Here is a 21,636-nt window from a genome sequence, read left to right on the forward strand (position 1 = left end):
TTTCTTGCGTTGAGTCGTGGTTACGGGGTGTCTGTGGTCCGGGTTTGCGATGTGATCTCCGCTCCCCGGAGAATGCTTACGCCCGTTGGGGATTGCCGCCATCGCTACGGGTTGACGGTGTGTGATTATCGTTGGGACGACGAAGCCATTCTCGGAGAATGGTGAAGTCTTCGTCGTCGAGACCGCGGGAGGCCTCGACGTGGTGGAGCAAGGCTGGGCCGGGGTGGTGGTCGGCTACCCATTCGCGGTCGGAGTCGGTGTGCTCGTCATCGATCCAGACGAAGGGGCGGCCAGCGGCCCAGGCGACCAGGGTTCGGGTTTTCCAGTGGAGTCCGAACCATCGGTCTTCGTGCTGGTCGTCGTCGGATGAGTCCGGCCAGGCGATTACCGGCAGTTGGGGGAGGCCGAGCCGTGGCGCTATTTCGGTGTTCGCGTCTTCGTTCCAGGTGGTGGCCCAGACCAGGTCGCAGGGGAGTGCCGCGAGATGGCGTCCGACTTCTGGTCGCAGTCTTGCTAAGTGGGAGTTGGGGATTGGGTTGGAACGAGTGGTTATTCCGAAAGGGAGTAGCGGTCCGTCGACGTCGAGGAAGAGCAGTGGGCGCTCTTCATTGGTCACCCGTTGAACGATAGTGCTGGGGGACAGGGTCTTCCGGCGCTGGACCGAGCATGCGGTCGAAGAGGCGCTCGAGCAATGCGGGGGCTGAGGTTGCGGTGGTGGGGTCCAGGGCGGATTGGGTTAGGCCGACGATGGTGAAGGCGATCAGGTGGGCGTCGAGGTCGATTGGCGGGGCGGGGGTGGTGGGGTCGAGCTGGCGGATTCGGCGGAGGTAGTGGGCGATGACTTCGACGAGGGGGAGGAACCCGCCGATGGCGTCGGCCATGGCGAACGACTCACCGCTGGTGAGGGCTGCGGCGAAGAAGGCGTCGAGGACGATGGTGTCTTGGCGGCGGGGTTCGTCGAGGGGGAGTAGTTCGGTGAGGATGATGCGCAGGGCGTCACGGGGGGCGGCGTCGGTGCCGAGGGCGGCCAAGCGCTGGCCGAATCGGTTCGCGGCATCCTCGAGGACCGCACGGTGGGTTGCCAGGAGGAATTCGCGTTTGGTGCCGAAGTAGTACTGCACCAAGCGAACTGAGATGCCGGCCTCTGCTGCTACCGACTGAAATGTCGCGGCTTCCAGTCCGCCCCGAGCCATGACATTGCGTACCGCGGTGGTGATCTCCCGCCGCCGCACGTCGTGGTCGACCAATTTCGGCATCCGCACCACCCGCCTTTCGCCCGCCTCCGGAAGGGGTTGATGATACGCCCGTACCAGGTAGGCGTCCGACCTCGGTCGTGCTCTGATCGAGGGGGAACTGGTGCAGGGATCTCTCGGGCGTTGCCACCACCAGTTCCCCCTCGATGTGCTGCTTCGGGCCTGACGTGATGGGGAAGTGTGAAGGGAGGCTGCTTTGCGGTGGTAGGCGCGGTGAAGGGGCGATGTCCGGTTGCGCAACACATCCCGGCACGGTCAGGTCCGTGCCGGGATGTGTTCCCCCCATATTCAGGTATTCAGTTGTGGTGGGTGTTCGACCCGGTCGGTGTCCGGAAACGACCGCGCCGACCTCCCTACTTGATGAGCCCACCGTGGTGGTCGTGCACCTTCCCGCGTTGCGCGGCAGCAGCTTTCGGCGTCGTGCCGCCGGGCGGGTTGTCACTGAGCGCGAACGTCGCGACCGAGTAGGCGATCGCACCGGTGTTCACGGCCAACGCCTTGTCGTTGATATTGCTGGTCGTGTCACACGCTCCGTGGTAGCAGGCGTCGTAGGGCTTGCCCGCCTCACCACCGAACATCTGCTGCTCCTCGGGCGTCTTGATGCCCTCGGCCCCGGTGAACAGCCCGCCTGCGGGGATCCCCGCCGCGATGAACGGCCCGTAGTCCGAACGCCCGTCGAGCGGCGTGCTGACGTGCGGCAGACGGAGGAAGTCGAAGTAGCGGGCAAAAGCCTTCTCGATCTCGGCGGAACCGGCCGGACCCGCACTACCGTCGTAGATCTTGTACGCGAAGTTCGGCGAACCGATCATGTCGAAGTTGAGGTAGAGCCGGATCTTGTTGCGCTCCGCCTCGGGCAGGGTCGCCACGTAGTGCTCAGAGCCGAGCAAGCCCAACTCTTCGGCACCCCACCAGGCGAACCGCACCTTGTTCTTCGGCGGCAGCTGAGCCATCCGCAGCGCGACCTCGAGCAGCCCGGCACTGCCGGACCCGTTGTCGTTGATGCCGGGACCCGCGAGCACGGAGTCGAGGTGCGCACCGGCCATCACGACCTTGTCCGCGTTGCCCCGCTTGCTCTCTGCCAGCACGTTGTGGGTCTTGCGCATGGTGCTCTCGGTGTCGGTCTTCAGCCGGACGACCGTGTTCGCCGGGGAGGCGAGGTCCTGGCCGATGGCGAAGCTGACGCCGACCACCGGCACGGTGATGCCGGGTCCGCCGAGCGTTCCGGTGAAGGTGTCGGTGCGCCCGGGCTGCCCCTCGTTGAAGATGATCACGCCGGAAGCGCCTGCGGTCTGGGCGTTTCGGGCCTTGTCGGCGAAGGGGCAGGTGCCGCGCTGGATGAGTGCGATATTGCCCGCGGTGAAGCCGGCGAAGTCCTGGGCCTCGCAGCCGGAGGTCGAGCTCGGTTCCGGCGTGGGCGGCAGGGTCAGGTCGACGGCTTGCACCGTGGCGTTCGCGGTACCCGAGCCGGAATAGGTCAGGGTGGCGAAATCGCCGAGCTCACTGCTGCCGGGCGGGGTCGGCTTATAGGTTTTGGCCTCGGGGGAGACCTGTTCCATGGCCGCCGTCGACCGTTCCCGGAAGAACGGGAAGTCGAACTGCTGCGTTGTCACCTGGTAGCCGGCGCCGCGCAACTTCGCGGCGACGTAGTCGCGGGAAGCGTCGTAGCCGGGCGTGCCCGAGGCGCGGGTGCCGCCGTTGGCGGTGGCGAATTTCTGGAACTCCTGCAGGTGCCGTTTGATGTTCGGTGCCTGCATCGAGCTGGCCAATTGTTGCTCGGGCGGCGCGGCGGGTTCGGCGAATGCGGACCCGGCGAGTGCGAGCGAGAAAACGAGCGGCAGCGCGGCGGCTGCGGGGACTACGCGGCTTGCTCTGACGCGGCTGAAAATATGGGGCATGTCGGCTCCTCCAAAGGGACGGAAAAATCCCGATAGTCGGAAGTTAAACCGCTACGCCGCTTCGGTGGTACCCCAGTTCAAGTGGGGAAAGCCATTGCCCCGGTTGGTTTTCTGCAACCGCTCGGCACAGTTCCGCATGCACGCCGACTGAGCAGTCGGCTACTTCACCTCGGCCGGTGTGTGCCGCCGGAATACGATGCAGGGAACTGCTCGGTACGCTTGATGAGATTGATTGCCACGCACGTTATTACGGCAGTAGAACGCCTGATTCGGCGTCATATAAGAGGACGCGGTCAGGTTGCGGGATTACCCAACCCTCGGCCCCCACGGCCGGTTCTTCCGCTTCCGGCACGATGACGGCAACGGTGAAATCGTCTGCCTGCACGGTAACCAGAGACGTCGCGCCGAGGTGTTCCACCGTGGATACGGTGCCGTGCAATACCCCTTCTCGGGGGGTAGTGGAGTAGGCCAGATATTCGGGCCGGGCTCCCCAGATGACCGACGAATCCAGCCCGACGAGCTCGCCGGGGATCAGGTTCATGGGGGTGGAGCCGATGAAATTGGCGACGAAGGTATCGGCGGGGCGGCGGAAAACCTCCCGGGCGGTGCCGAGTTGGCGGATCTGCCCGTTCGACATCACCGCGATCCGGTCGGCCAGGGCCAGCGCCTCGGCCTGGTCGTGGGTGACGAATACCGTGGTCACGCCGAGCTCGTGTTGCAGCTTCTTCAAGAAGGTCCTGGCCTCCAAGCGCAGCCGAGCATCCAGATTGGACAGTGGCTCGTCGAACAGGAAAACCTTGGGGTGGCAGGCCATTGCCCGCGCCAGCGCCACCCGCTGCTGTTGCCCGCCGGACAGCTCGGTCGGACGGCGCGCCATCAACCCGCCCAGTGACAGCTGATCCCCGGTCTCGTGTGCCTTCGCGGCCCGGGTACGGCGATCGGTGCCGCGGACCTTGAGCGGATAGGCGATGTTGTCGACCACCGTCATGTGCGGGAACAGCGCGTAATCCTGGAACACCATGGCCACGTCGCGTCGGCCGGGCGACAGCCGGGTGACGTCCTTCTCGCCGATCCGAACCTGCCCGCTGGTAGGGGTTTCCAGCCCGGCGATGGTGCGCAGCAGCGTCGTCTTGCCACACCCGGACGGACCGAGCAGTGCGAAGAACTCCCCGTCCTCGATGGTGAACGACAAGGCGTCGAGGGCCGTCACGTCGCCGGGGAAGACCTTGGTCAGGTCCGTCAGATCGATCTGCGCCATCTAGGACTTGATCCCTCCGTGGAGCCGGAAGCCGTAGCGCCGGTTGACGAACAGGTACATCAGCACGACCGGAATCGAGTACAGCAGCGAGAATGCCGAGATCGGCCCCAGCTGTGCCCCGCCGCCCTCGTCGTAGAAGGTGCGTACCAGCACCGCGGCCGGTTGCTTTTCCTGGTCGCGCAGCAGCAGGAACGGCACCAGGTAGCTGCCCCACACATTCACCACGGTCCACACCGCGATGGTGGCCAGCCCCGGCCGGGCGACCGGCACCACGATGTCGCGCAGGATGCGCAACGGCCCCGCCCCGAACACCCGCGCCGACTCCTCGTAGGACTTGGGCACCGAGTCCATGAAGTCCTTCAGGATAAAGATCGCCGCGGGCAGCAACCCGCCGGACAGCACCAGCACCACACCCAATTGCCGGTCCAGCAGACCCATCTTCCAGATCATCAGGAAGATCGGCACCATCGCCGCGGTGCCGGTGACCACGCTGGACAGCAACAGCAGCAGGTACAGCAGCGCATCACGGCCGGGAATCCGGACCCGCGACAGCGCGTATGACGCCAGCGCCGCGCCGCCGACCACCAGCACCATGCTGGCGACGGACAGCAGTATCGAGTTCCAGAGCGAACCCATGGTCAGGTCGTTCTCGAACAGCGCCGAAAAGTGTTCGAGCGTCGGCCTTTCCGGTATCCGCGGTGCATACCCGGGGTTGGCGTCGAAGGGCGCCGAGGCGAGCCACAGCATCGGCAGCGCGAAGAACCCGGTCAGCACCGCGACGAACGTATAGAACCCGATGCGCGAGATCATCTGCCGTGGACTCATGCTCGCCTCCCCTCAGATATCCGGTGCAGCAACGTGATCGGGGCGCTCACGACGTTCGCCGTCGCAGCAGCCGCAGATAGAACAGCGCGAGCACCAGGTTGATCAGCAGCATCAACACCGACGCGGCGGCGCCGTAGCCCAACGCCCCGTCGTCGATTCCCTGCCGGTACAGGAAGATCGGCAACGTCTCGCTGCGATGGTTCGGCTCACCCCGCGTCAACAGGTACGGCGTGAAGTCGTTGAAGGTCCACAAGCTGATGAGCAGGGTGTTGGTCAGGATGTGCCCGCGCATGCTCGGAAAAACCACGTCCCGCAACGTTTGTGGCCCGGACGACCCGGCCAGCCGTGCGGTCTCCAAATGTGACGGCGGCACGGTGGACAGCGCCGCGGAATACAGCAGCATCGAGAAAGCGGTGCCGCGCCAGATGTTGAACACGATGATGACGGCCAGCGGTTGTTGGATCATCCAGGCGTATCCGGGACTGTTCAGCAGCCGGTTGGCGCTGCCCTCATCGCGATCCAGCATGGCGATCCAGAGCACCGCGACCACACTGGCCGGCAGGATCCAGGCCAGCAGCACCAGGCTTTCCACCAGCGTGCGCACCCAGCGGGCGGCCTTGCGCATCGACCAGGCCAGCGTGAAACCGAGGACGTTCTGCCCGACGATGGCAGAGCCGAAGACGAACAGCAACGTGATCCAGACGCTGTTCCCGAACAGCGGATCCCGCAGTGCCTTCGCGTAATTGTCCAGTCCCACAAAGGAAACGTCCACCGAGGTGCGCCCGGACACGGTGAGGTCGGTGAGCCCGATCCACAGCAGCCACAGCGCCGGGAACACCAGGAACGCCGCGATCAGCAAGAGCGCCGGGGTGACGAACGCGCTCGCCTTCCAGCGCCCCAATCCGGCCACGTCGGTGTCGGGCCCGCCCTGCCCGACCTTCGCGATAGCGGCGGGGCCCGGGGTCGTGGGGTCAGTCACCGGCCACCTTTTCCTTGCCGCCGACCGCCTCCTCCACGGCTTTGCCGTATGCCGCAGCGGCATCCGCGGTGCCGGTGCCCGTGACCACGTCCAGCGTCGCCTGCTGCAACGCCTTGGACACCTTGGTGTACTCCGGTAGCGCGGGCCGCAACGAGGTGATCGGCAGCACCTGCTCGGACACGAAGGTCAGCATCGGATCACCGCCCAGCGCTTCGGCATTCACGTCTTGGCGCGCGGTGATCCGTGGCCCGCCACCGGCGAGCAGTCCCTTGAACGCCTCCGGCGAGTTCATGAATTGCAGGAGCTCCCAAGCCAATCCGACGTTCTTGCTCTTCGGATTGATCACGCGTCCGCCACCGCCGGACATGCTCACGAAGTCTTGCTGGCGCACCCCAGCACCGGGCGTAGCGGCCGGGATTCTCGCCCATCCCACCTGGGTGTCGCGCTCGGCCATCGGGAAGCTGCCCCCGGTCGGGTTCAGCACGCCGCGCCAGAAGTAGTCGCCCTCCAACAGGATGCCCACCTGTCCTTTGGCGAACTTCTCGAAGCTTTTCTCCCGGCCCTTGGCGTCCTGCTGCAACTCCGCATCGCCCAGCCGCTCGCTGTACACCGTGCGGTAGAAGTCCAGCACCCTGCGGAATTTCGCGGTGTTCCCGACCCACTTGCCGCCCTCGAACAACGTGCTGCCCGTGCCCGCCAGCAACGGCAGCACGCCCTGGGTGGTCGTCGCCTCACCGAAGCTGGTGCCCGCATTCAGTTGCACCGGAGTGACGCCGGGGACTGTTTTCAACTTCCGGCCTGCCTCCAGCACCTGGTCCCAGCTGGTCGGCTGCCAGTCCGCCGGTAAACCCGCCTGCGCGAACAGCTTTCGGTTGAAGAACAACACCCGGCCATCGGTCTCCTGCGGTATGCCGTATTGCACGCCGTTGTAGGACGTCAACTGCCGCACCGTTTCCGGCATGTGCTGCCAGCCGTCCCACGCCTGGACTTTATCCGCGCCGACCAGCTCGTCCAGCGGCCTGATCTGCTCGCCCTCGGCGAACTCGCCGACCCAGATCCCATCCAGTGACACCACGTCGGCGCCGGTACCGGTCTTCAGGTCCTTGGCGATCCGGCTTTTGTAATCCTCGTCCGGCACGCCGGTCGCCTGGAATTTCACCTTGACGGTGACGCCCTTGGCCTTTTGCTGCTCCACGAAATTCGGGATGACCCAGTCTTCGATCCATTTCGCCTCGGCCGCGTTCTTCCCGCCCGCCGAGTTGATGGCGTTCGCGGTGATCGTCAGCGACTGCCCGTCGCCGTCGTCCCCGCAACCCGCCGTCCCCATCAAGAGCGCGCTTGCGCTCACCACCGCCGCGAACACCCGCCAGTTCGATGCCATGGGGTCCTCCTGAAAGGCAAATCCATCCTCACTCCGACGTTGTCACAAGACGCAGCCCACCGACGCGCATTCATGGAATAGGCCCCAATATTCGGGGCACGGCGGACCGGCCCGAGCCGCCGATTGCGCCGGAGAATGCACCGCGCTGTGGAGAATGGGAGTTGTGTGTTGATCACGTTCCCCGATCCGATCGGAGCCACCGCTATGCACGATGACCGTCGGTTGATCGAGGACCGCCTCGGGCGGGTGCTGATGGAACGGATCATGCCTGCGGTCTATCCGGAGTCGGTGCCGCTGACCGCGTCCATCTGGGTGGCGCCGGACGAGCCGGTGCCGGTCGCCGAGGGCTTGGCCGCGCCACGGACGCCGATCCAGTCCGGTGCGCCGTGGGGTGCGCCGTGGGGGACCAGCTGGCTCACCGTCGAGGGGACGGTGCCTGCCGAGTGGGCGGGCAAGACCGTCGAGGCGATCATCGACCTCGGTTTCGACCGGAACATGACGGGCTTCCAGTGCGAAGGGCTGGTCTATCGGTCGGACGGATCACCGGTCAAGGGCTTGCACCCGCGCAACCAGTGGGTGCGGGTGGCTTCCCCCGCGGTCGGCGGCGAGCAGGTGCTGCTGCACGTCGAAGCGGCGTCCAACCCGATCATTCCCTTCTTCGCGCCGAACGCCCTCGGCGACAAGCTCACCGCAGGCACGGAACCGCAATACCGGCTCGGCCGAATGGATCTCGCGGTTCTCGACGAAGAAGTCTGGAACCTGGTACTGGATCTGGAGGTGCTCGGTGAGCTGATGCACGAGATGCCGGAGGACCCCGCGCGCCGCTTCACCATCGTCCGGGCGATCGAGCGGGCGCTCGACGCCGTCGACTTGCAGAACGTGAACGCCACCGCGGCCGCCGCACGGGCCTGCCTGGCCGATGTGCTTGCCGCACCGGCGATCCCGTCCGCGCACCTGATCTCCGCCGTCGGGCACGCGCACATCGACTCGGCGTGGCTGTGGCCGCTGCGCGAGACGGTGCGCAAGGTCGCGCGCACCACCGCGAACATGACCGCGCTGCTGGCCGACGAACCGGAGTTCGTCTTCACGATGTCCCAAGCCGCGCAATACGACTTCATCAAGCAGCACCGGCCCGAGGTCTACGCGAAGGTGAAAGAGGCGGTGGCAGCCGGGAGATTCGTGCCGACCGGCGGCATGTGGGTGGAGGCCGACACGAATATGCCCGGCTCCGAGGCGATGGCGCGGCAGTTCGTGCACGGCAAGCGGTTCTTCCTGGAGGAGTTCGGCGTCGACAACCAGGAGGTGTGGCTACCCGACACGTTCGGATTCGCCGCGGGGCTGCCGCAGATCATCAAGGCGGCGGGCGCCAAATGGCTGCTGACACAGAAGATCTCCTGGAGCCAGATCAACAAGTTCCCGCACCACACGTTCCTGTGGGAGGGGGTCGACGGCACCCGGATCTTCACGCACTTTCCGCCGGTCGACACCTACAACTGCACCATGCACGGCCGCGAGATCGCGCACGCCGCCCGCAATTTCAAGGACAAGGGGCGTGCGTCGAGGTCGTTGGCGCCGACCGGCTGGGGTGACGGCGGCGGCGGGACGACGCGGGAGATGGTCGCGAAGGCCGCGCGGATGAAGAACCTCGAAGGCTCGCCGAAGGTATTCTGGGACAAGCCCGCCGAGTTCTTCGCCAAAGCCGAGGCCGAGTATCAGAACCCGCCCGTCTGGGTGGGGGAGCTGTATCTGGAGTTGCACCGCGGCACGCTGACCAGTCAGTCGAAGACCAAGCAGGGTAACCGGCGCAGCGAGCATCTGCTGCGCGAAGCCGAGCTCTGGGCCGCGACGGCGACGGTGCGCAAGAACGTCGAGTATCCGTACGCGGCGCTGGACCGGCTCTGGAAGACCGTGCTGCTGCACCAGTTCCATGACATCCTGCCCGGCTCGTCGATCGCGTGGGTGCACCGCGAGGCGGAGCAGACCTATGCGGTGGTGGCCGAGGAGTTGGCCGAGCTCATCGAGCGGGCCAAGTGGGTGCTCGGCGGTGAGCAGGTGGGGCCGAATGCCTTCAATCCGGCGCCGCACGTGTGGCGCTCGATTCCGGCCGGTGCGGCGGGACCGGTGGCGGCGGCTCGTCCGTGCGCGGTGACCGAGCGCATGGGTGGCGGGTTCGTGCTCGACAACGGGCTTTTGCAGGTCGAGGTGGATGCGCGCGGCCTAGTCGTGTCGGTGTTCGACGTCGAGCATCTGCGCGAGACCCTGCCGCCGGGTTCGGTCGCGAATCTGCTGCAGTTGCATCCGGATCTGCCGAACTCCTGGGATGCCTGGGATGTCGATATCTTCTACCGCAACCGGGTCACCGATCTCGCCGACGCGGACTTCGTTGTGGCAGAGCCGGATTCGGGCGTGGTGCGAATTGGCCGGTCGTTCGGCTCCTCCACCGTCGAACAAACTCTGACACTGCACGAGTGGGTGTTGGAGATCGAGACCAGCGTCGACTGGCACGAGACCGAGAAGTTCCTCAAACTGGCCTTCCCCCTGGACATCCACGCCGACCGCTACGCCTCGGAGACCCAGTTCGGGCACCTGTTCCGGCCCACGCACACCAACACCAGCTGGGAGTACGCGAAGTTCGAGGCCTGCGCCCATCGGTTCGTCCACTTCGCCGAGCCCGGGTGGGGCGTGGCGCTCGTCAACGACGCCACCTACGGTCACGACGTCACCCGCACGGTGCGGGCCGACGGCGGGACGACGACAACGGTGCGCGCCTCGCTGCTGCGCGCACCGCGATTCCCGGATCCGCAGACCGACCACGGGGTACATCGCTTCCGGCATGCGCTGCTTCCCGGTGCCGCAATCGGGGACGCGGTGAATGCGGGCTACCGCGTCAACCTCACGCCGCCGACGCCGGGTGTCGCCGAAGCCGTCGAGCCGCTGTTCGTCATCGACAACGACGCCGTGGTGACCAGCGCGGTCAAACTGGCCGACGACGGCAGTGGCGATGTCGTGCTGCGCGTCTACGAAGCACAGGGCGGCCGCGCCTCGGCCTTGGTGACTCCCGGGTTCGACGCCGCCGGATTCCAGGTGTGCGATCTGCTGGAACGGCCACTGCCTGCGGACACCTCCGCAAGCCCGGAGGAAGTGGGAGTCCGGCTGCGGCTGCGGCCTTTCCAACTCGTCACGCTCCGATTCGTCCGTTCGGTCACCGCCGAATAGCCTGCGGTAACGGCGCATTCGAGAGAGACTCGGTGCCAGCAGGCGCAGCGTCGAGATCATCGGCGTTCGTGACCCCTCGGCGCTACCGGCCGAGCCGGTCCTGCGCCGGGTTAGCGAAAGGACTTCAACCATGGGACGCCGCAGCACGATTGCCCTTCTCGGCCTGGCCCTGTCCGCCGTTCTGGTCGTCGGTTGCGGCGCCGACTCCGGCAACGGCGCTGCGGTGACGTCCCTCGCGCCGCCCCGCGCGTCGACAACCGTCGTTCCATCCGTACCGGGCGCGCCACCCCGGGTCACGATCCTGGCCACCGGCGGCACCATCGCCGGAAAGGCCAACGCGGAACCGGGTGTCGGGTACAAGGCAGGGCAAGCCAGCGTGCAAGACCTGATCTCCGCGGTGCCCGGCCTCGACAAGATCGCGACGTTGCAAGCGGAGTCGATCGCCAATATCGGCAGCCAGGATATGAACGAGGAGATCTGGCTCACCCTGGCGCGCCGGATCAATCAGCTCTTCGCGGACAACGCCACCGACGGTGTGGTGATCACCCACGGCACCGACACGATCGAGGAGACCTCGTTCTTCCTGGACAACGTGGTGGCTACCGACAAGCCGGTGGTGCTGGTCGGAGCCGTGCGCCCGGCCAACGCGCTGAGCGCGGACGGACCGGCCAATCTGCGCGCTGCCGTCAGCATTGCCGCGGCGCCCGCGGCACGGGGGCGGGGCGCGATGGTCGTGCTGAACGACACCATCCACAGCGCGCGCGAGGTCACCAAGACGCACACCTCGAGCATGCAGACCTTCGCCTCACCCAACACCGGGCCTGCGGGGTATGTGTCCGGCGATTCGATCCGTTTCGTCACAACACCGCAGTCGCACACGCGTCCGCGTTTCCCGGTGCCGGACGGTTCGTCGCTGCCACGCGTCGACATCGTGTACTCGCATGCCGGTATGCGCCCGGACCAGGTCGACGACGCGGTCCGGCACGGGGCGAAAGGCATTGTGCTGGCCGGTGTCGGCGACGGCAACACCGCCAAAGCGGTGCTCGATGCGCTCGCCAAGGCCAACGACGACCGCGTGGTCGTCCGCTCGACCAGGGTTGGCTCCGGTGAGGTGGTGCGCAACGCCGAGGTCAACGACGACGAGCTCGGTTTCGCCACCTCCGCCGATCTGAACCCGGCGAAGGCGCGCGTGCTGTTGCAGCTGCTCCTGACCGTCGGCATCACCGACCCGGTGCGCGTCCAGCAGGAGATGAACGCTCGATAGGCCAGTTGCTTCAGCCGGAGTGCGGAATCGGGCAGGTCTGCGTCTTTTGCCGATCGTCGAAATACTGTGCGCAGAGGCGGAGGCGGCGTGCGTCCAGGACCATCCAGGTGCCGAGGATGAGCTGGGTGACGCCGCGCCAGACGTCCTCGAAGCGGTCGCGCAGGCGCAGTCCGGTCAATGCCGCGCGCACCAGGTTCGGCGATGGCGGGGCATCGGTGGACAGGAGGAGGCAGGGGGCGCGGTGGGGGATGGAGCGGGTGTGCGAGACGGAGGAACGTAGTCGGTAGCGGTCCAGCACTGTTCGGGTGACCGTGCGCATTGCGATGGGGGAGAGGCGCCAGGCCGGGCACGGACGATTGGCTGCCACGCCGAAGGGGATGTGGTGAGTGTCCTTGGCGCGCTGGGTGGTCCACCGGTCGGGGTCGAATTTGTCGGGGTCGGTGTGGCCGGTTCGCTCGAACTCCTGATAGTTGAAGCACAGCACCGTCCCGGCGGGGATCGCGCTGCCGTCGCCGACGTCGATGTCCGCAGTGGTGATCCGGTGCGCGATCCCGAAAAGCGGGAAGTGGCGCAGTGTTTCGTCCATGACGTGATCCAGGTACGGCGTATCCGGCTCGGCGAGGATGCGGTGTTGTACCTCTCGGTGCTGGGCGATCGCGAGCAGTAGGTGCGCCATGCCCTCGGACATCTGTACGACGGCGGTGTTGAAGAACGCGCCCTGTAAGTAGTGGGCCTGCTCGCGTCGGCTGAGCAGGGCCGGTAGTTCGTGCGGCACCTCGCCCGCATCGATTCTGGCGAGCAGGTACCGGGTGAGGCGGTCGCGTCGGCGCATGTGGCGCAGCCCGGTGCATTTCAGCGACGTCACCACGTCGTCGGCATTGCCGACGATCAGATCCCTGGCGGTCGGTGGGCAGGGTTCGCGAAAGACCAACTCGTAAAAGAACTCTGCCCAGATCGGCATCATCAGGTCGCGTAGTCGCACGAGAGTCAGCGGCCGGGGCGGCAGTTCGTCGAGTACCCGGCGGGCGCAACGGTCGGCGAGCCGCTCGATCTCGGCGGTGGGCAGGGACAGTACGGCGCGGGTGGTTCGCGCCGCCTCGTCGTAGCGCGGGCCGTCCTCGAGGTGCTCCTGGTGTACTTCTGGGCCGGGCGCCAGCCAGTACCAGAACAGATCCGACAGTGCCGCGCCTCGGCTGCGTCCGTTGGCGGCCGGGTGCGCGTACAGCCGCAAGAAGAGCTCCGGGCCGCCGCGCTCGCCGGGGAGGGTTATCTCGTTGCTGCCGTTGACTTTCGCGAAGATGCGCACCCGCAGGGCAACCACCGCCTGGGGCAGCCAGCGGGAGACCGCCCAGAGTGCGCCCGCGGTCGCCAGTATCGGCGTCGGCTTGGTCATCGCGCCGCCCCTCGGGTGGTGACCAGACTCGGGTTGAGTTCGGACAGTGTGACCACCCCGCACAGCGTCAGCGTGTGTTCGATCTCCGCGCGGAGGTTGTCCAGCACTCCGGTCACTCCTTTGGCGCCGCCGACGGTCAGGCCCCACAGCACCGGTCGCCCCACACCTGCCGCCGTGGCGCCCAGTGCCAACGCCAGCACGACATCCGAGCCGCGGCGTACTCCGCCGTCGAGGAAGATCGGGATCCGACCGGCCACTGCGGCGGTGATGGCGGGTAGGGCGTCCAGAGTTGCGGGAGCGAGGTCCAGCTGACGTCCGCCGTGATTGGACACCAGAATCGCGTCGGCCCCGTGCTCCACTGCCAGCCGCGCGTCCCCGGGATGCAGGATCCCTTTGAGTACCAAGGGAAGTCGCGTCTTCTCGCGGAGCCAGCGGAGATGGTCCCAGGTCAGCGCGGTCGACATCGCGATCCGCCGGACGCCGCTTTCTGTAGCGCCCGGTAGGCCCCGCATGTTTTCCGCCCACATGCCGGCGGGTAGGTCGTGAAAGTTGTGGTGGTCGTCCCGGGTTCGGTGGCCCAACGCGGGAGAGTCGACCGTCACCACCAGAGCCGTGCAACCCGCCCGTTCGGCTCGCCGGATGAGTTCGTCGGTAACCTCCGGCTCGGGCTGTACGTAGAGCTGGAACCACACGCGCGCGTCTCGGTCGACCTCTCTTGCGGCGGTGGTGACTTCATCGATGGCTACCGTTCCGGCCATGCTGGCGATGTGGACGATCCCGGCCGCGGCCACTCCTCGGGCGGTGGCCCGCTCACCCTCCTGATGGGCCAGTCGGTGGAACGCAGTGGGGGACACGAACACCGGCATGGTGCTCGGGTCACCGAGTAGATCTGTCGCGATGGACCGGTCGGTGGTGTCCCGTAAAACCCTGGGCAGCAACGCAAGCCGACGGAAGGCCTGCTCGTTGTCGGCCATGGCGAGCTCCTCTCCGGCCCCACCGGCGAAGAAGTCGTAGTGCGCCGGCTCGAGCAGATCCTTGGCTTGTTGCTCCAGCGCGACCAGGCTGGTCACCGCATCGGCTCCGGCGCGCGCAGTGCGGTGTCGAGGAAGTCGACGAGGGGCTTGCGGTGCACTGTTTCCTGCGTCCACTCGTTCTCGAGGTTCTCGGTGATGTGGTGCTCCGCGATCTGCCCGTCGATGCGGTACTGCCGCACCACCGGGTGCAGGTAGCGCCCGTCCAGGGCGTGCTCGGCGTCGGACTGCGCGATGCGGCGGGCATTGATGTCGAACGGGTCGAGACGGTCGTGGTCCTTGCCGTACTCCAGGGTGATCACCAGGTAGGTGTCGACCTCGCCGAGGAGGCCCGCCGCAACGGCGTCGGCCACGAAATCGACTGGTAGTTCCTCCCAATACCGCGCCGACCCGTCCGCGCTCAGCGTGACGACGTCGCCGATGAAGCCGAACAGTTGCCACAAGGCGGAGGTCCGGTTCACCCGCTCCAGGATTGCCGCACCCACCTTGCCTGCACTGCCTGCCAGCTCGCGGTGTGGCCAATCCTGGCCGTGATGACGTTGTTCCAGGACGCGGTGCAATGCCCTTGTCGCGTAACGGAATCCGTGGATGAAGGCGCTGGTCGACTTCTTGAAATCGCGTTCTTGGGTGATCGTGCCCGCGAAGTACAGGTCGGGCACGTTGATCGATTCCCAGGCCGAGGTCTGGGCCGGGAAACGATCGTTGATCGCCAGGTTGGGCCTGCATTCGGGGTCGAGAATCGAGGCGTCGAAACGGAATCCGGTCGCCACCAGTACCCGGTCGTAGCGGATGTCCTTGGTGACTTCGTCGGCGCGGGAGAAGCTCACCGTCACCAGGTACGACGAATCCGACTGCCGGGCAATGTCGACGACATTTCCGTCCAGGATCGCGTTCTGTGATTTGAGCTGGTAGGTGTCCAGGAAGTTGTTGTTGACCGCGCGCAGATGGCCGAGGAAGTGCGTCTGCCAGGCGAGCCGGAGGGAATGCGGACCGGCGACGTGGATGACGGCGGCGTGCTCGATCAGGTTGTCGGCGGTCTCGAAGGCCGAGTTGCCTTTTCCGATGATCAGCACCCGCTGGTTGGTGAAATCCGCTGGATCTGTCGACATTTCGCTGTAGAGCTCGGCCGTCTCGATGCCGGGGATCGCGGGGACATAGGGTTTCGAGACGCCGGTGGCCACGATCAATCGTCGCGCACGCAGCACATTGCCATGCTGATCGACGGCTTCGAAGCCGTCGGGCCGGCTGATCCGCTCGATCCGCGTGTCGTACTGGACCGACAAACCTTGTGTCGCAGCGAAATCACCGAGGTACCGGACCATGTCGTCGGCGGCGGGGAAGAAGCGTTGCGTGTATTCCTTGAACAGCGGCCCCGCCAGCAGCGAGTTCCAGTCCATGCGCAGGTTCAGTTCGGGATCGTCCCAGCCGGTGTACACCTTGTTGATGGAGATCAACTGCCGGTGCCGAGGGAACTTGCTGAAGAACGTGCCGGGGGCCGCGCCGGCCTCCACGATCAGATAGTCGCGGCCGGCCTGCTGCAAATGGTGGCCCATTTGGAGGCCGGCCGGCCCAGCGCCGATTACCAGGTAGTCGAGTTCGGGCAAGGTCTCCTCCAAATATTGTGCGGTTACCGGGGATACAGCTCCAGCAAGGCTTTCTTGTCCGGCTTGCCGCTCGCCGCGATCGGGGCCTCCGGCACCACCGTGTAGGTCTGCGGCACGCTCGACTCGCCGAGTTCGGTGCGCACCAAGGCGGACAGTGCGGTCGAGTCCGGTACGCGGTCCGCGCGGGGAACTATGAAGGCGTGCACCGCTTCTCCGCAGCGGTCATCCGCCGCACCGACTACGTAGGCCTGATCGACATCTGGGTGGTCGGCCAGCACTCGCTCGATCGGTCCGGCGTATACCGGGAGCGCGTCCACGATGATCACGTCGCGCGCACGGCCGGTCAGGTAGAGGTACCCGTCGTCGAGGTAGCCGAGGTCGCGGGTGCGGATCCAGCCGTCGACGAGCACCTCGGCGGTTTCCGCAGAGTCGCCGAAGTACTCGGACATCATGTAATCCGTGCGCACGTAGATCTCGCCGTCGCGGATGTCCACCTGCACGCCGGGCAGTGGACGGCCTACCGAGGCGAGGATGCCGTTGTCGATCTCGCGGGGTGTCAGCGTGGTCAGGCCGCCGGTTTCGGTCTGCCCGTAGGCCTGGTGCACCACCGGGCCCAACAGCCGCACCGCCTCCGCCAGCCGATGCGGGGCGAGTGGTGAACCGGCGACCACCATGGCACGCAGGGTGCTGGTGTCCGTTGGCGCGACGCGCAGGGTGTCCAGCATTTGGTAGAGGCGGGGCACGTTCATGATCGTGGCGGTGATGCGTAGCCGCCCTATGACCTCGGGAAACAGTTGGGGGCCAACGGGTTCCGGGATCACGGCGGTGCCGCCGCCGAGTAGGCACAGTCCGAGGTAGTCCTGCACGACCGCGCTGGCCAGCGTGCCGAACAAGAGGTAGCGGTCGGTGCAGGCTGCCAGCTCTGCGGTGTCCTGGCTCCAGGTTTGCTTGCCCCAAGTCCAGTGGGTGGACATCGCCCGGTAGGTCTGTGCACAACCCTTGGGTAGGCCGGTGGTGCCGCTGGTGTAGCAGACCCGGGCGAAGTCGTCCGGGCGTGCTTCGATTGTCAACGGCTCAGCTGAGCCTCGCAGGTAGGTTGCCACCTGCCCGTCGTCCAGGACGGCGTCGACTCCATTGGTCAGTACGTGCCGCTGCTGTCGCTCGCTCAGGCCCGGCCGGACGCCGATTACGCGGCAGCCCAGGGTGAATGCCGCGAGATACGCGGCCAGCGACTCGGCACTGACGTCCAAGAACATGGCCACGCCGCTGCCCGGGCCGAGCGCTGACCTCCGCATGCCTGCGGCGATCGTGCCCATCATCGTGAGCAGCTGACCTCGGGTGACACCGCGAGATCCGTGCTCGACCACCACTTTTCCCGGTTCGGCATGCAATGCCTGCACGATCGACTCAGGAAAGCTCACGGTTCGGATGATAGTGATTTCAGGGGTGGGATACTTTGAGATTCAACAAGTTTGGCCGAGCCGCCAGGAGGGGCGCTCTCCGGCCTTGGCGCACAGCCGGTCTCGACTACGGCGACGTGATGCCCAACGCGCGATGTCCGCAGTCTGGCGGCGTGCGGAATACGCCTCGTTGGCAGCCAGCCGGGAGGAGGGACCGCTGGGCTGCGTTCGGCTACTGTTGTGCGCCTTCTTGCTCTGGATCTCGGAATTCCCATATGGCGGCGAGGCCCAGTTCTTTTCTCGCGGCGGCCACGAACGAGTCCTGGGCGGTCCATAGCTCCTTGAACAGCTCGGATGGTATTTCACTCGCGCCATACGTCCCTCGTGCTGCGGCTACCTGCCGCGCAGCGGTCAGTACGCGCAAGCCAGCTCTCGCTGTCTCTATGGACTCGTAGGTCAACCTGGCAGAAACCCATGCGGATTCGAGTCGTTCCTTGTATGGACGCCCCGCCTCCTCGAAGAACGGCATGAGTTCACCGACGATCCATGGATGGGGTGCTGCTGAGATGCGCGCCTCCGGGTCAAGCGCGAAGGCGACGTATTGCCGGTACGCCGCTACGAACTCGTTGTAAGTCGCGATCCGAATGTCGCGCCACTCGCGCTGGTGGTCACGATGCCACTGACGGTCTTGATTCCGGATGGCAAGCCATCCGCCGAGTAGGACACCCGACAGGACGGCTAGTGCAGATATCGCGTTGCCGAGCACACTCACTTTGCTCCTCCCACCGACTCCTTACAGCATGAGCTACGACGCAAGAGGCGTGTGGCTGAAGGCGGTACCTGTCATCACCGGTATTGCGCTCGAGCCCAGACCGAGTAGTCTGTGATGCGCGTCACATTCAGGACGTGTACGCAGGATACGACAGCACCGCGGGCGGGGTGGGTGTCGCGCCAAGAGTCGGCGGCGGGGACCGTCGTCGGGTCGACCCTCGAAGAGCGGTGACTAGCAATAGCCCCGTGGTGGCTAGGAGAACAATCATGTCTGGTTTGGTACGCAAGAGTTTTGATTCGCCGGAGGAGACTCGCACCTTCGAGGACGGCAAAGGGAAGCTCGATCTGGTCAACCTCGAGGCGGGCGCGGTGGGTCGCGCGATCTTCGAACCCGGCTGGCGCTGGTCGGAACATGTCAAGCCGATCGCGCAGACCGACAGCTGCCAGGCGCCGCACATGGGCTACTGCGTCTCGGGACACATGGTGGTGGTCATGGACGACGGTGAGAAGCAGGAATACGGCCCTGGCGACGTCATGATGGCGGCACCCGGACATGATGCGTGGACGGTCGGCGACGAACCGTGCGTCATGATCGACTGGCAGGGTTTCGACGACTACGCCAAACGGTGAGATGCGGCTTCGGCCAGCCGAAAAGGCCACCGGGCACGGACCCGAGCGCGATGATTTCTGCAGCTGTGTTTCGTCTACACATCAGAGCCGATTCATCCGAACCTCGGGAGAAACCGTGACTGAGCAGACCACCAAAGCCCTCCCTCCAGTCGTCGACCAGCAGACCTGGCAAGCCGCGCTCGACGAACTGCGTATCCGCGAGAAGGCCGCAACCCGTGAACTCGACGCCATCGCCGCACAACGCCGCAGACTGCCGATGGTCGAGCTGCCGGATTACACGCTGATCGGTCCGGGCGGCCCGGTCCGGCTGGTCGACGTATTCGACGGGCGTTCCCAACTCATCGTCTACCACCACATGTGGTCCGACGGCGCGGAGTGGCAGTGTGGCGGCTGTACCGGGCTCACGTCGCAGTGGGCCCGGCTCGGCTTCCTCGAGCCCTACGATGCCCGCTTCGTCATCGTCACCAACGGACCGATCGAAGAAGCGCTGGCGTACAAGACAAAAGTCGGCAACAAAATGGACTGGTACTCCTCGTCGGAAAGCTCGTTCGGCGCCGACGTCGACGCGCCGCCCGGCGGGGAATTCGGGGTGAACGTCTTCCTCCGCGACGGCGACAAGGTCTACCGCACCTGGCACACCACTGGCCGCGGCACCGAACAGCTCAGCTACACCTTCGCGTTGATCGACACCCTGCCGTGGGGCCGTCAAGAGGAATGGCAGGATTCACCCGATGGTTGGCCGAAGTCGCCGACGTACTCCAAGTGGCTCGACTCGCCCGACGTCGCCCGGCTTTACGGCCCAAACGGAGACGCTGTAGCGGGTACAGGTGGCAAGAGCAGCTGAATTCGGCTCGGCCACAAGGTGATTCACGCGGGCGAAATGGGGGTGGACGGCTAAGGGCTGGGTCAAGGTTGTGGCAACCTCGCGCTTCGATCGGGAGGGCGTAGCAGGCCCGGCGCGAGCGAATGGTTCTCCCGGATGGCATCGGTAGCATCTGCCCGTTGCCTCGGGCTGGCGTGCGCGCACCTGGCGCGTCCGGCTGGCCGACCGGCCACCGTTCCCGCCGGACGCGATCGGCTGATGTGGTACCGGAAGTCGTCATAAAGGAGGACGACGGCTCGGGCAGGGCGGCGAGACCATGATCACTCTGCTCGCTTGCGTGAGCACACTCCGACAGGTGCGGTGACAGCGATGATGGTGACCATAATTCTGACCTGCGAGGTCGCGTTCTGGGTTCTCGCCGCGACCGGGCTGCTGTTGCGCTATGTGGTGCGCTGGCGGCAGGCGAGTTCGCTTGTGCTGGCGATGGTTCCGTTGATCGACGTGGCATTGGTCACCGCGGTGGCCATCGATGTGTATCAGGGTGCGCAGGTCACGGGTGTGCACCGGCTCGCGGGGATCTATCTCGGCTGGACCGTGGTATTCGGGAAATCGACCATCGCCTGGCTAGACGGTTGGTTCGCATACCGGTTCGCGGGCGCGCCGCGGCCGGCGAAACGCCCCAAGCACGGACCGGAAGCTGTGCAGCATGAGACGAAATCGTTCGTCAAATGGTTGGTCGCGGCCGCGATCGCGCTGGCTGTGTGCTTCGGCCTGTCGGTGACGGTGGCCGACGCGGAGCAGGCTGCCGCGCTGCGCGAGGTGATCGAGCCGTTGGGGCTCATCACCGTCATCTGGTTCCTGACCGGCCCGGCGTGGGTGAAGGGGTCGACGGAGGCGCGGCGATGACCTGGGCGCGACCGCTGGCCATCATCATCGGCGACGCCCGCGGCATCGGGCGGGGCTGGAAGGTCCCTGTGCACGGATCCCGAGCGCGATGATTTCGGTGGCCGTCTGTCGTCTACAGATAAGAGCCGATTCATCCGAGCCCTAGGAGAAACCGTGATTGAGCCTTCGAACTATGGTCACCTGCCGATCAACGGTCTGAGCCTCTATCACGAAGTGTATGGCGAGCTCGGCTCGTCGGAAACGCCTCCGTTGCTGCTGATCCCAGGCGCGTTCATGGCGACCGACTCGATGAAGTCGTGGGTCTCTGCGTTCGCGGACCAGCGGGTGGTGATCGTCTTCGATCAGCAAGGGCACGGCCGCACCCCGGATACTTCGCGTGAGATGTCTTACGAGCAGTTCGCCGACGATGCCGCGGCGCTGCTGCGCGCGTTGAAAGTTGAGCGCGCGGACGTGATGGGTTACTCGCAGGGCGGTGGGGTCGCGCTGCAACTCGCGCTCCGTCACCCGACTCTCGTCGGCAAGCTGGTCTCGATGTCCGCCACCTACCGCACGGACGGCTGGTACCCGGCGGTGCTGGCGGGCATCGAAAGTCTCAGCGCCACAGCGTTTGCCGGTACACCCGTCGAGCAGGCATTCATGGAGCACACGCCGGACGCCGCGGCGTTCGGCGCCTACCTGGAAAAGATGAAAGTCTTTAACATCAATGACCAGAACATCAGCGACGCGGAGATGTGTTCGATTCCCGCGAAGACAATGGTCATCGTCGGGGATGCGGATGCGGTGAAGCCGGAGCATGCGCTGGCAATGTTCAAGCTGCGCGGCGGCGGTGATGAGGAAGCGGCAGCGTCGGGGATGCTGCAGAAGGTTCCGGCCGCACGCTTGGTGATGCTGCCGGCGACGTCGCATATCGGAATATCTGGGGAGGTAACGGTACTCGCGCCGATGGTGAGTGTGTTCCTCGACGATGTGCCGCCGGCGACGCCGGATCTTTTCTGAGCGTCGCCGGC

General features: G+C 65.9%; 18 protein-coding genes. 6 read left to right on the plus strand and 12 right to left on the minus strand.

What is annotated here, in order from left to right:
* Positions 1–76 precede the first annotated feature (76 nt).
* From NN4_RS22360 to NN4_RS22390, 7 genes are all read right to left on the minus strand, one after another.
* The gene (locus tag NN4_RS22360; protein ID WP_186818568.1) at positions 77–616 is read right to left on the minus strand and encodes an HAD domain-containing protein; all 540 of its coding nucleotides are present in this window, start codon (positions 614–616) and stop codon (positions 77–79) included.
* A complete protein-coding gene (locus NN4_RS22365) occupies positions 606–1,256 on the minus strand; it encodes a TetR/AcrR family transcriptional regulator (RefSeq protein WP_147134706.1) in 651 nt (216 codons plus the stop codon). The genes NN4_RS22360 and NN4_RS22365 overlap by 11 nt, the downstream gene beginning before the upstream one ends.
* 350 nt (positions 1,257–1,606) lie before the next feature.
* Complete coding sequence (locus NN4_RS46635) at positions 1,607–3,148, minus strand: M28 family metallopeptidase (protein WP_147134708.1); 1,542 nt, start codon at positions 3,146–3,148, stop codon at positions 1,607–1,609.
* 247 nt (positions 3,149–3,395) lie between these two features.
* A complete protein-coding gene (locus tag NN4_RS22375) occupies positions 3,396–4,406 on the minus strand; it encodes an ABC transporter ATP-binding protein (protein WP_147134711.1) in 1,011 nt (336 codons plus the stop codon).
* Positions 4,407–5,231, minus strand: coding sequence for a carbohydrate ABC transporter permease (locus NN4_RS22380; RefSeq protein WP_147134714.1), 825 nt, complete (start codon positions 5,229–5,231; stop codon positions 4,407–4,409).
* A 46-nt stretch (positions 5,232–5,277) separates the two neighbouring features.
* The gene (locus NN4_RS22385) at positions 5,278–6,210 is read right to left on the minus strand and encodes a carbohydrate ABC transporter permease (protein ID WP_246181019.1); all 933 of its coding nucleotides are present in this window, start codon (positions 6,208–6,210) and stop codon (positions 5,278–5,280) included.
* Positions 6,203–7,591, minus strand: coding sequence for an extracellular solute-binding protein (locus tag NN4_RS22390; RefSeq protein ID WP_186818569.1), 1,389 nt, complete (start codon positions 7,589–7,591; stop codon positions 6,203–6,205). The genes NN4_RS22385 and NN4_RS22390 overlap by 8 nt, the downstream gene beginning before the upstream one ends.
* A 204-nt stretch (positions 7,592–7,795) precedes the next feature.
* On the opposite strand from NN4_RS22390, the gene NN4_RS22395 reads away from it, so the two are divergent.
* Both NN4_RS22395 and NN4_RS22400 read left to right on the plus strand, forming a co-directional pair.
* Positions 7,796–10,807 carry an alpha-mannosidase gene (locus NN4_RS22395; RefSeq protein WP_147134717.1) on the plus strand — a complete coding sequence of 1,004 codons (3,012 nt, stop codon included), beginning with the start codon at positions 7,796–7,798 and terminating at the stop codon, positions 10,805–10,807.
* Between the two features lie 130 nt (positions 10,808–10,937).
* A complete protein-coding gene (locus NN4_RS22400) occupies positions 10,938–12,071 on the plus strand; it encodes an asparaginase (RefSeq protein ID WP_147134720.1) in 1,134 nt (377 codons plus the stop codon).
* Between the two features lie 10 nt (positions 12,072–12,081).
* Here NN4_RS22400 and NN4_RS22405 read toward each other — a convergent pair whose 3' ends face one another.
* From NN4_RS22405 to NN4_RS22425, 5 genes are all read right to left on the minus strand, one after another.
* Positions 12,082–13,464, minus strand: coding sequence for a cytochrome P450 (locus NN4_RS22405; protein WP_147134723.1), 1,383 nt, complete (start codon positions 13,462–13,464; stop codon positions 12,082–12,084).
* The gene (locus tag NN4_RS22410) at positions 13,461–14,534 is read right to left on the minus strand and encodes an alpha-hydroxy acid oxidase (RefSeq protein WP_147134727.1); all 1,074 of its coding nucleotides are present in this window, start codon (positions 14,532–14,534) and stop codon (positions 13,461–13,463) included. Before NN4_RS22410 ends, NN4_RS22405 begins: the two co-directional genes overlap by 4 nt.
* Positions 14,531–16,099: an NAD(P)-binding domain-containing protein gene (locus NN4_RS22415; RefSeq protein WP_147134730.1), complete on the minus strand. Its 1,569-nt coding sequence runs from the start codon at positions 16,097–16,099 to the stop codon at positions 14,531–14,533. The genes NN4_RS22410 and NN4_RS22415 overlap by 4 nt, the downstream gene beginning before the upstream one ends.
* A gap of 23 nt (positions 16,100–16,122) precedes the next feature.
* Complete coding sequence (locus tag NN4_RS22420) at positions 16,123–17,520, minus strand: class I adenylate-forming enzyme family protein (protein ID WP_147134733.1); 1,398 nt, start codon at positions 17,518–17,520, stop codon at positions 16,123–16,125.
* A 211-nt stretch (positions 17,521–17,731) separates the two neighbouring features.
* On the minus strand, positions 17,732–18,271 hold the full coding sequence (locus NN4_RS22425) for a hypothetical protein (RefSeq protein ID WP_147134737.1): 540 nt from the start codon (positions 18,269–18,271) through the stop codon (positions 17,732–17,734).
* A 266-nt stretch (positions 18,272–18,537) separates the two neighbouring features.
* Between NN4_RS22425 and NN4_RS22430 the strand changes: the two genes are divergently transcribed.
* The 4 genes from NN4_RS22430 (at position 18,538) to NN4_RS22445 (ending at position 21,625) form a co-directional block, all read left to right on the plus strand.
* Positions 18,538–18,900, plus strand: a complete 363-nt coding sequence (locus tag NN4_RS22430) for a cupin domain-containing protein (protein WP_147134740.1) — start codon at positions 18,538–18,540, stop codon at positions 18,898–18,900.
* A 115-nt stretch (positions 18,901–19,015) separates the two neighbouring features.
* Positions 19,016–19,744, plus strand: a complete 729-nt coding sequence (locus NN4_RS22435; RefSeq protein WP_186818570.1) for a DUF899 domain-containing protein — start codon at positions 19,016–19,018, stop codon at positions 19,742–19,744.
* Between the two features lie 348 nt (positions 19,745–20,092).
* Positions 20,093–20,629, plus strand: coding sequence for a hypothetical protein (locus NN4_RS22440; RefSeq protein WP_135235743.1), 537 nt, complete (start codon positions 20,093–20,095; stop codon positions 20,627–20,629).
* 153 nt (positions 20,630–20,782) lie between these two features.
* On the plus strand, positions 20,783–21,625 hold the full coding sequence (locus tag NN4_RS22445; RefSeq protein WP_147134745.1) for an alpha/beta fold hydrolase: 843 nt from the start codon (positions 20,783–20,785) through the stop codon (positions 21,623–21,625).
* The last annotated feature ends 11 nt before the right edge of the window (positions 21,626–21,636 follow it).

This window comes from Nocardia ninae NBRC 108245 (assembly GCF_007990755.1).
Lineage (GTDB): Bacteria > Actinomycetota > Actinomycetes > Mycobacteriales > Mycobacteriaceae > Nocardia > Nocardia ninae.

Excerpts from the sequence above, each read along its gene's own strand:
- NN4_RS22365 (WP_147134706.1), bottom strand. The coding sequence starts at position 1,256 with ATGCCGAAATTGGTCGACCACGACGTGCGGCGGCGGGAGATCACCACC.
- NN4_RS46635 (WP_147134708.1), bottom strand. The coding sequence starts at position 3,148 with ATGCCCCATATTTTCAGCCGCGTCAGAGCAAGCCGCGTAGTCCCCGCA.
- NN4_RS22375 (WP_147134711.1), bottom strand. The coding sequence starts at position 4,406 with ATGGCGCAGATCGATCTGACGGACCTGACCAAGGTCTTCCCCGGCGAC.
- NN4_RS22380 (WP_147134714.1), bottom strand. The coding sequence starts at position 5,231 with ATGAGTCCACGGCAGATGATCTCGCGCATCGGGTTCTATACGTTCGTC.
- NN4_RS22390 (WP_186818569.1), bottom strand. The coding sequence starts at position 7,591 with ATGGCATCGAACTGGCGGGTGTTCGCGGCGGTGGTGAGCGCAAGCGCG.
- NN4_RS22395 (WP_147134717.1), top strand. The coding sequence starts at position 7,796 with ATGCACGATGACCGTCGGTTGATCGAGGACCGCCTCGGGCGGGTGCTG.
- NN4_RS22400 (WP_147134720.1), top strand. The coding sequence starts at position 10,938 with ATGGGACGCCGCAGCACGATTGCCCTTCTCGGCCTGGCCCTGTCCGCC.
- NN4_RS22405 (WP_147134723.1), bottom strand. The coding sequence starts at position 13,464 with ATGACCAAGCCGACGCCGATACTGGCGACCGCGGGCGCACTCTGGGCG.
- NN4_RS22430 (WP_147134740.1), top strand. The coding sequence starts at position 18,538 with ATGTCTGGTTTGGTACGCAAGAGTTTTGATTCGCCGGAGGAGACTCGC.
- NN4_RS22440 (WP_135235743.1), top strand. The coding sequence starts at position 20,093 with ATGATGGTGACCATAATTCTGACCTGCGAGGTCGCGTTCTGGGTTCTC.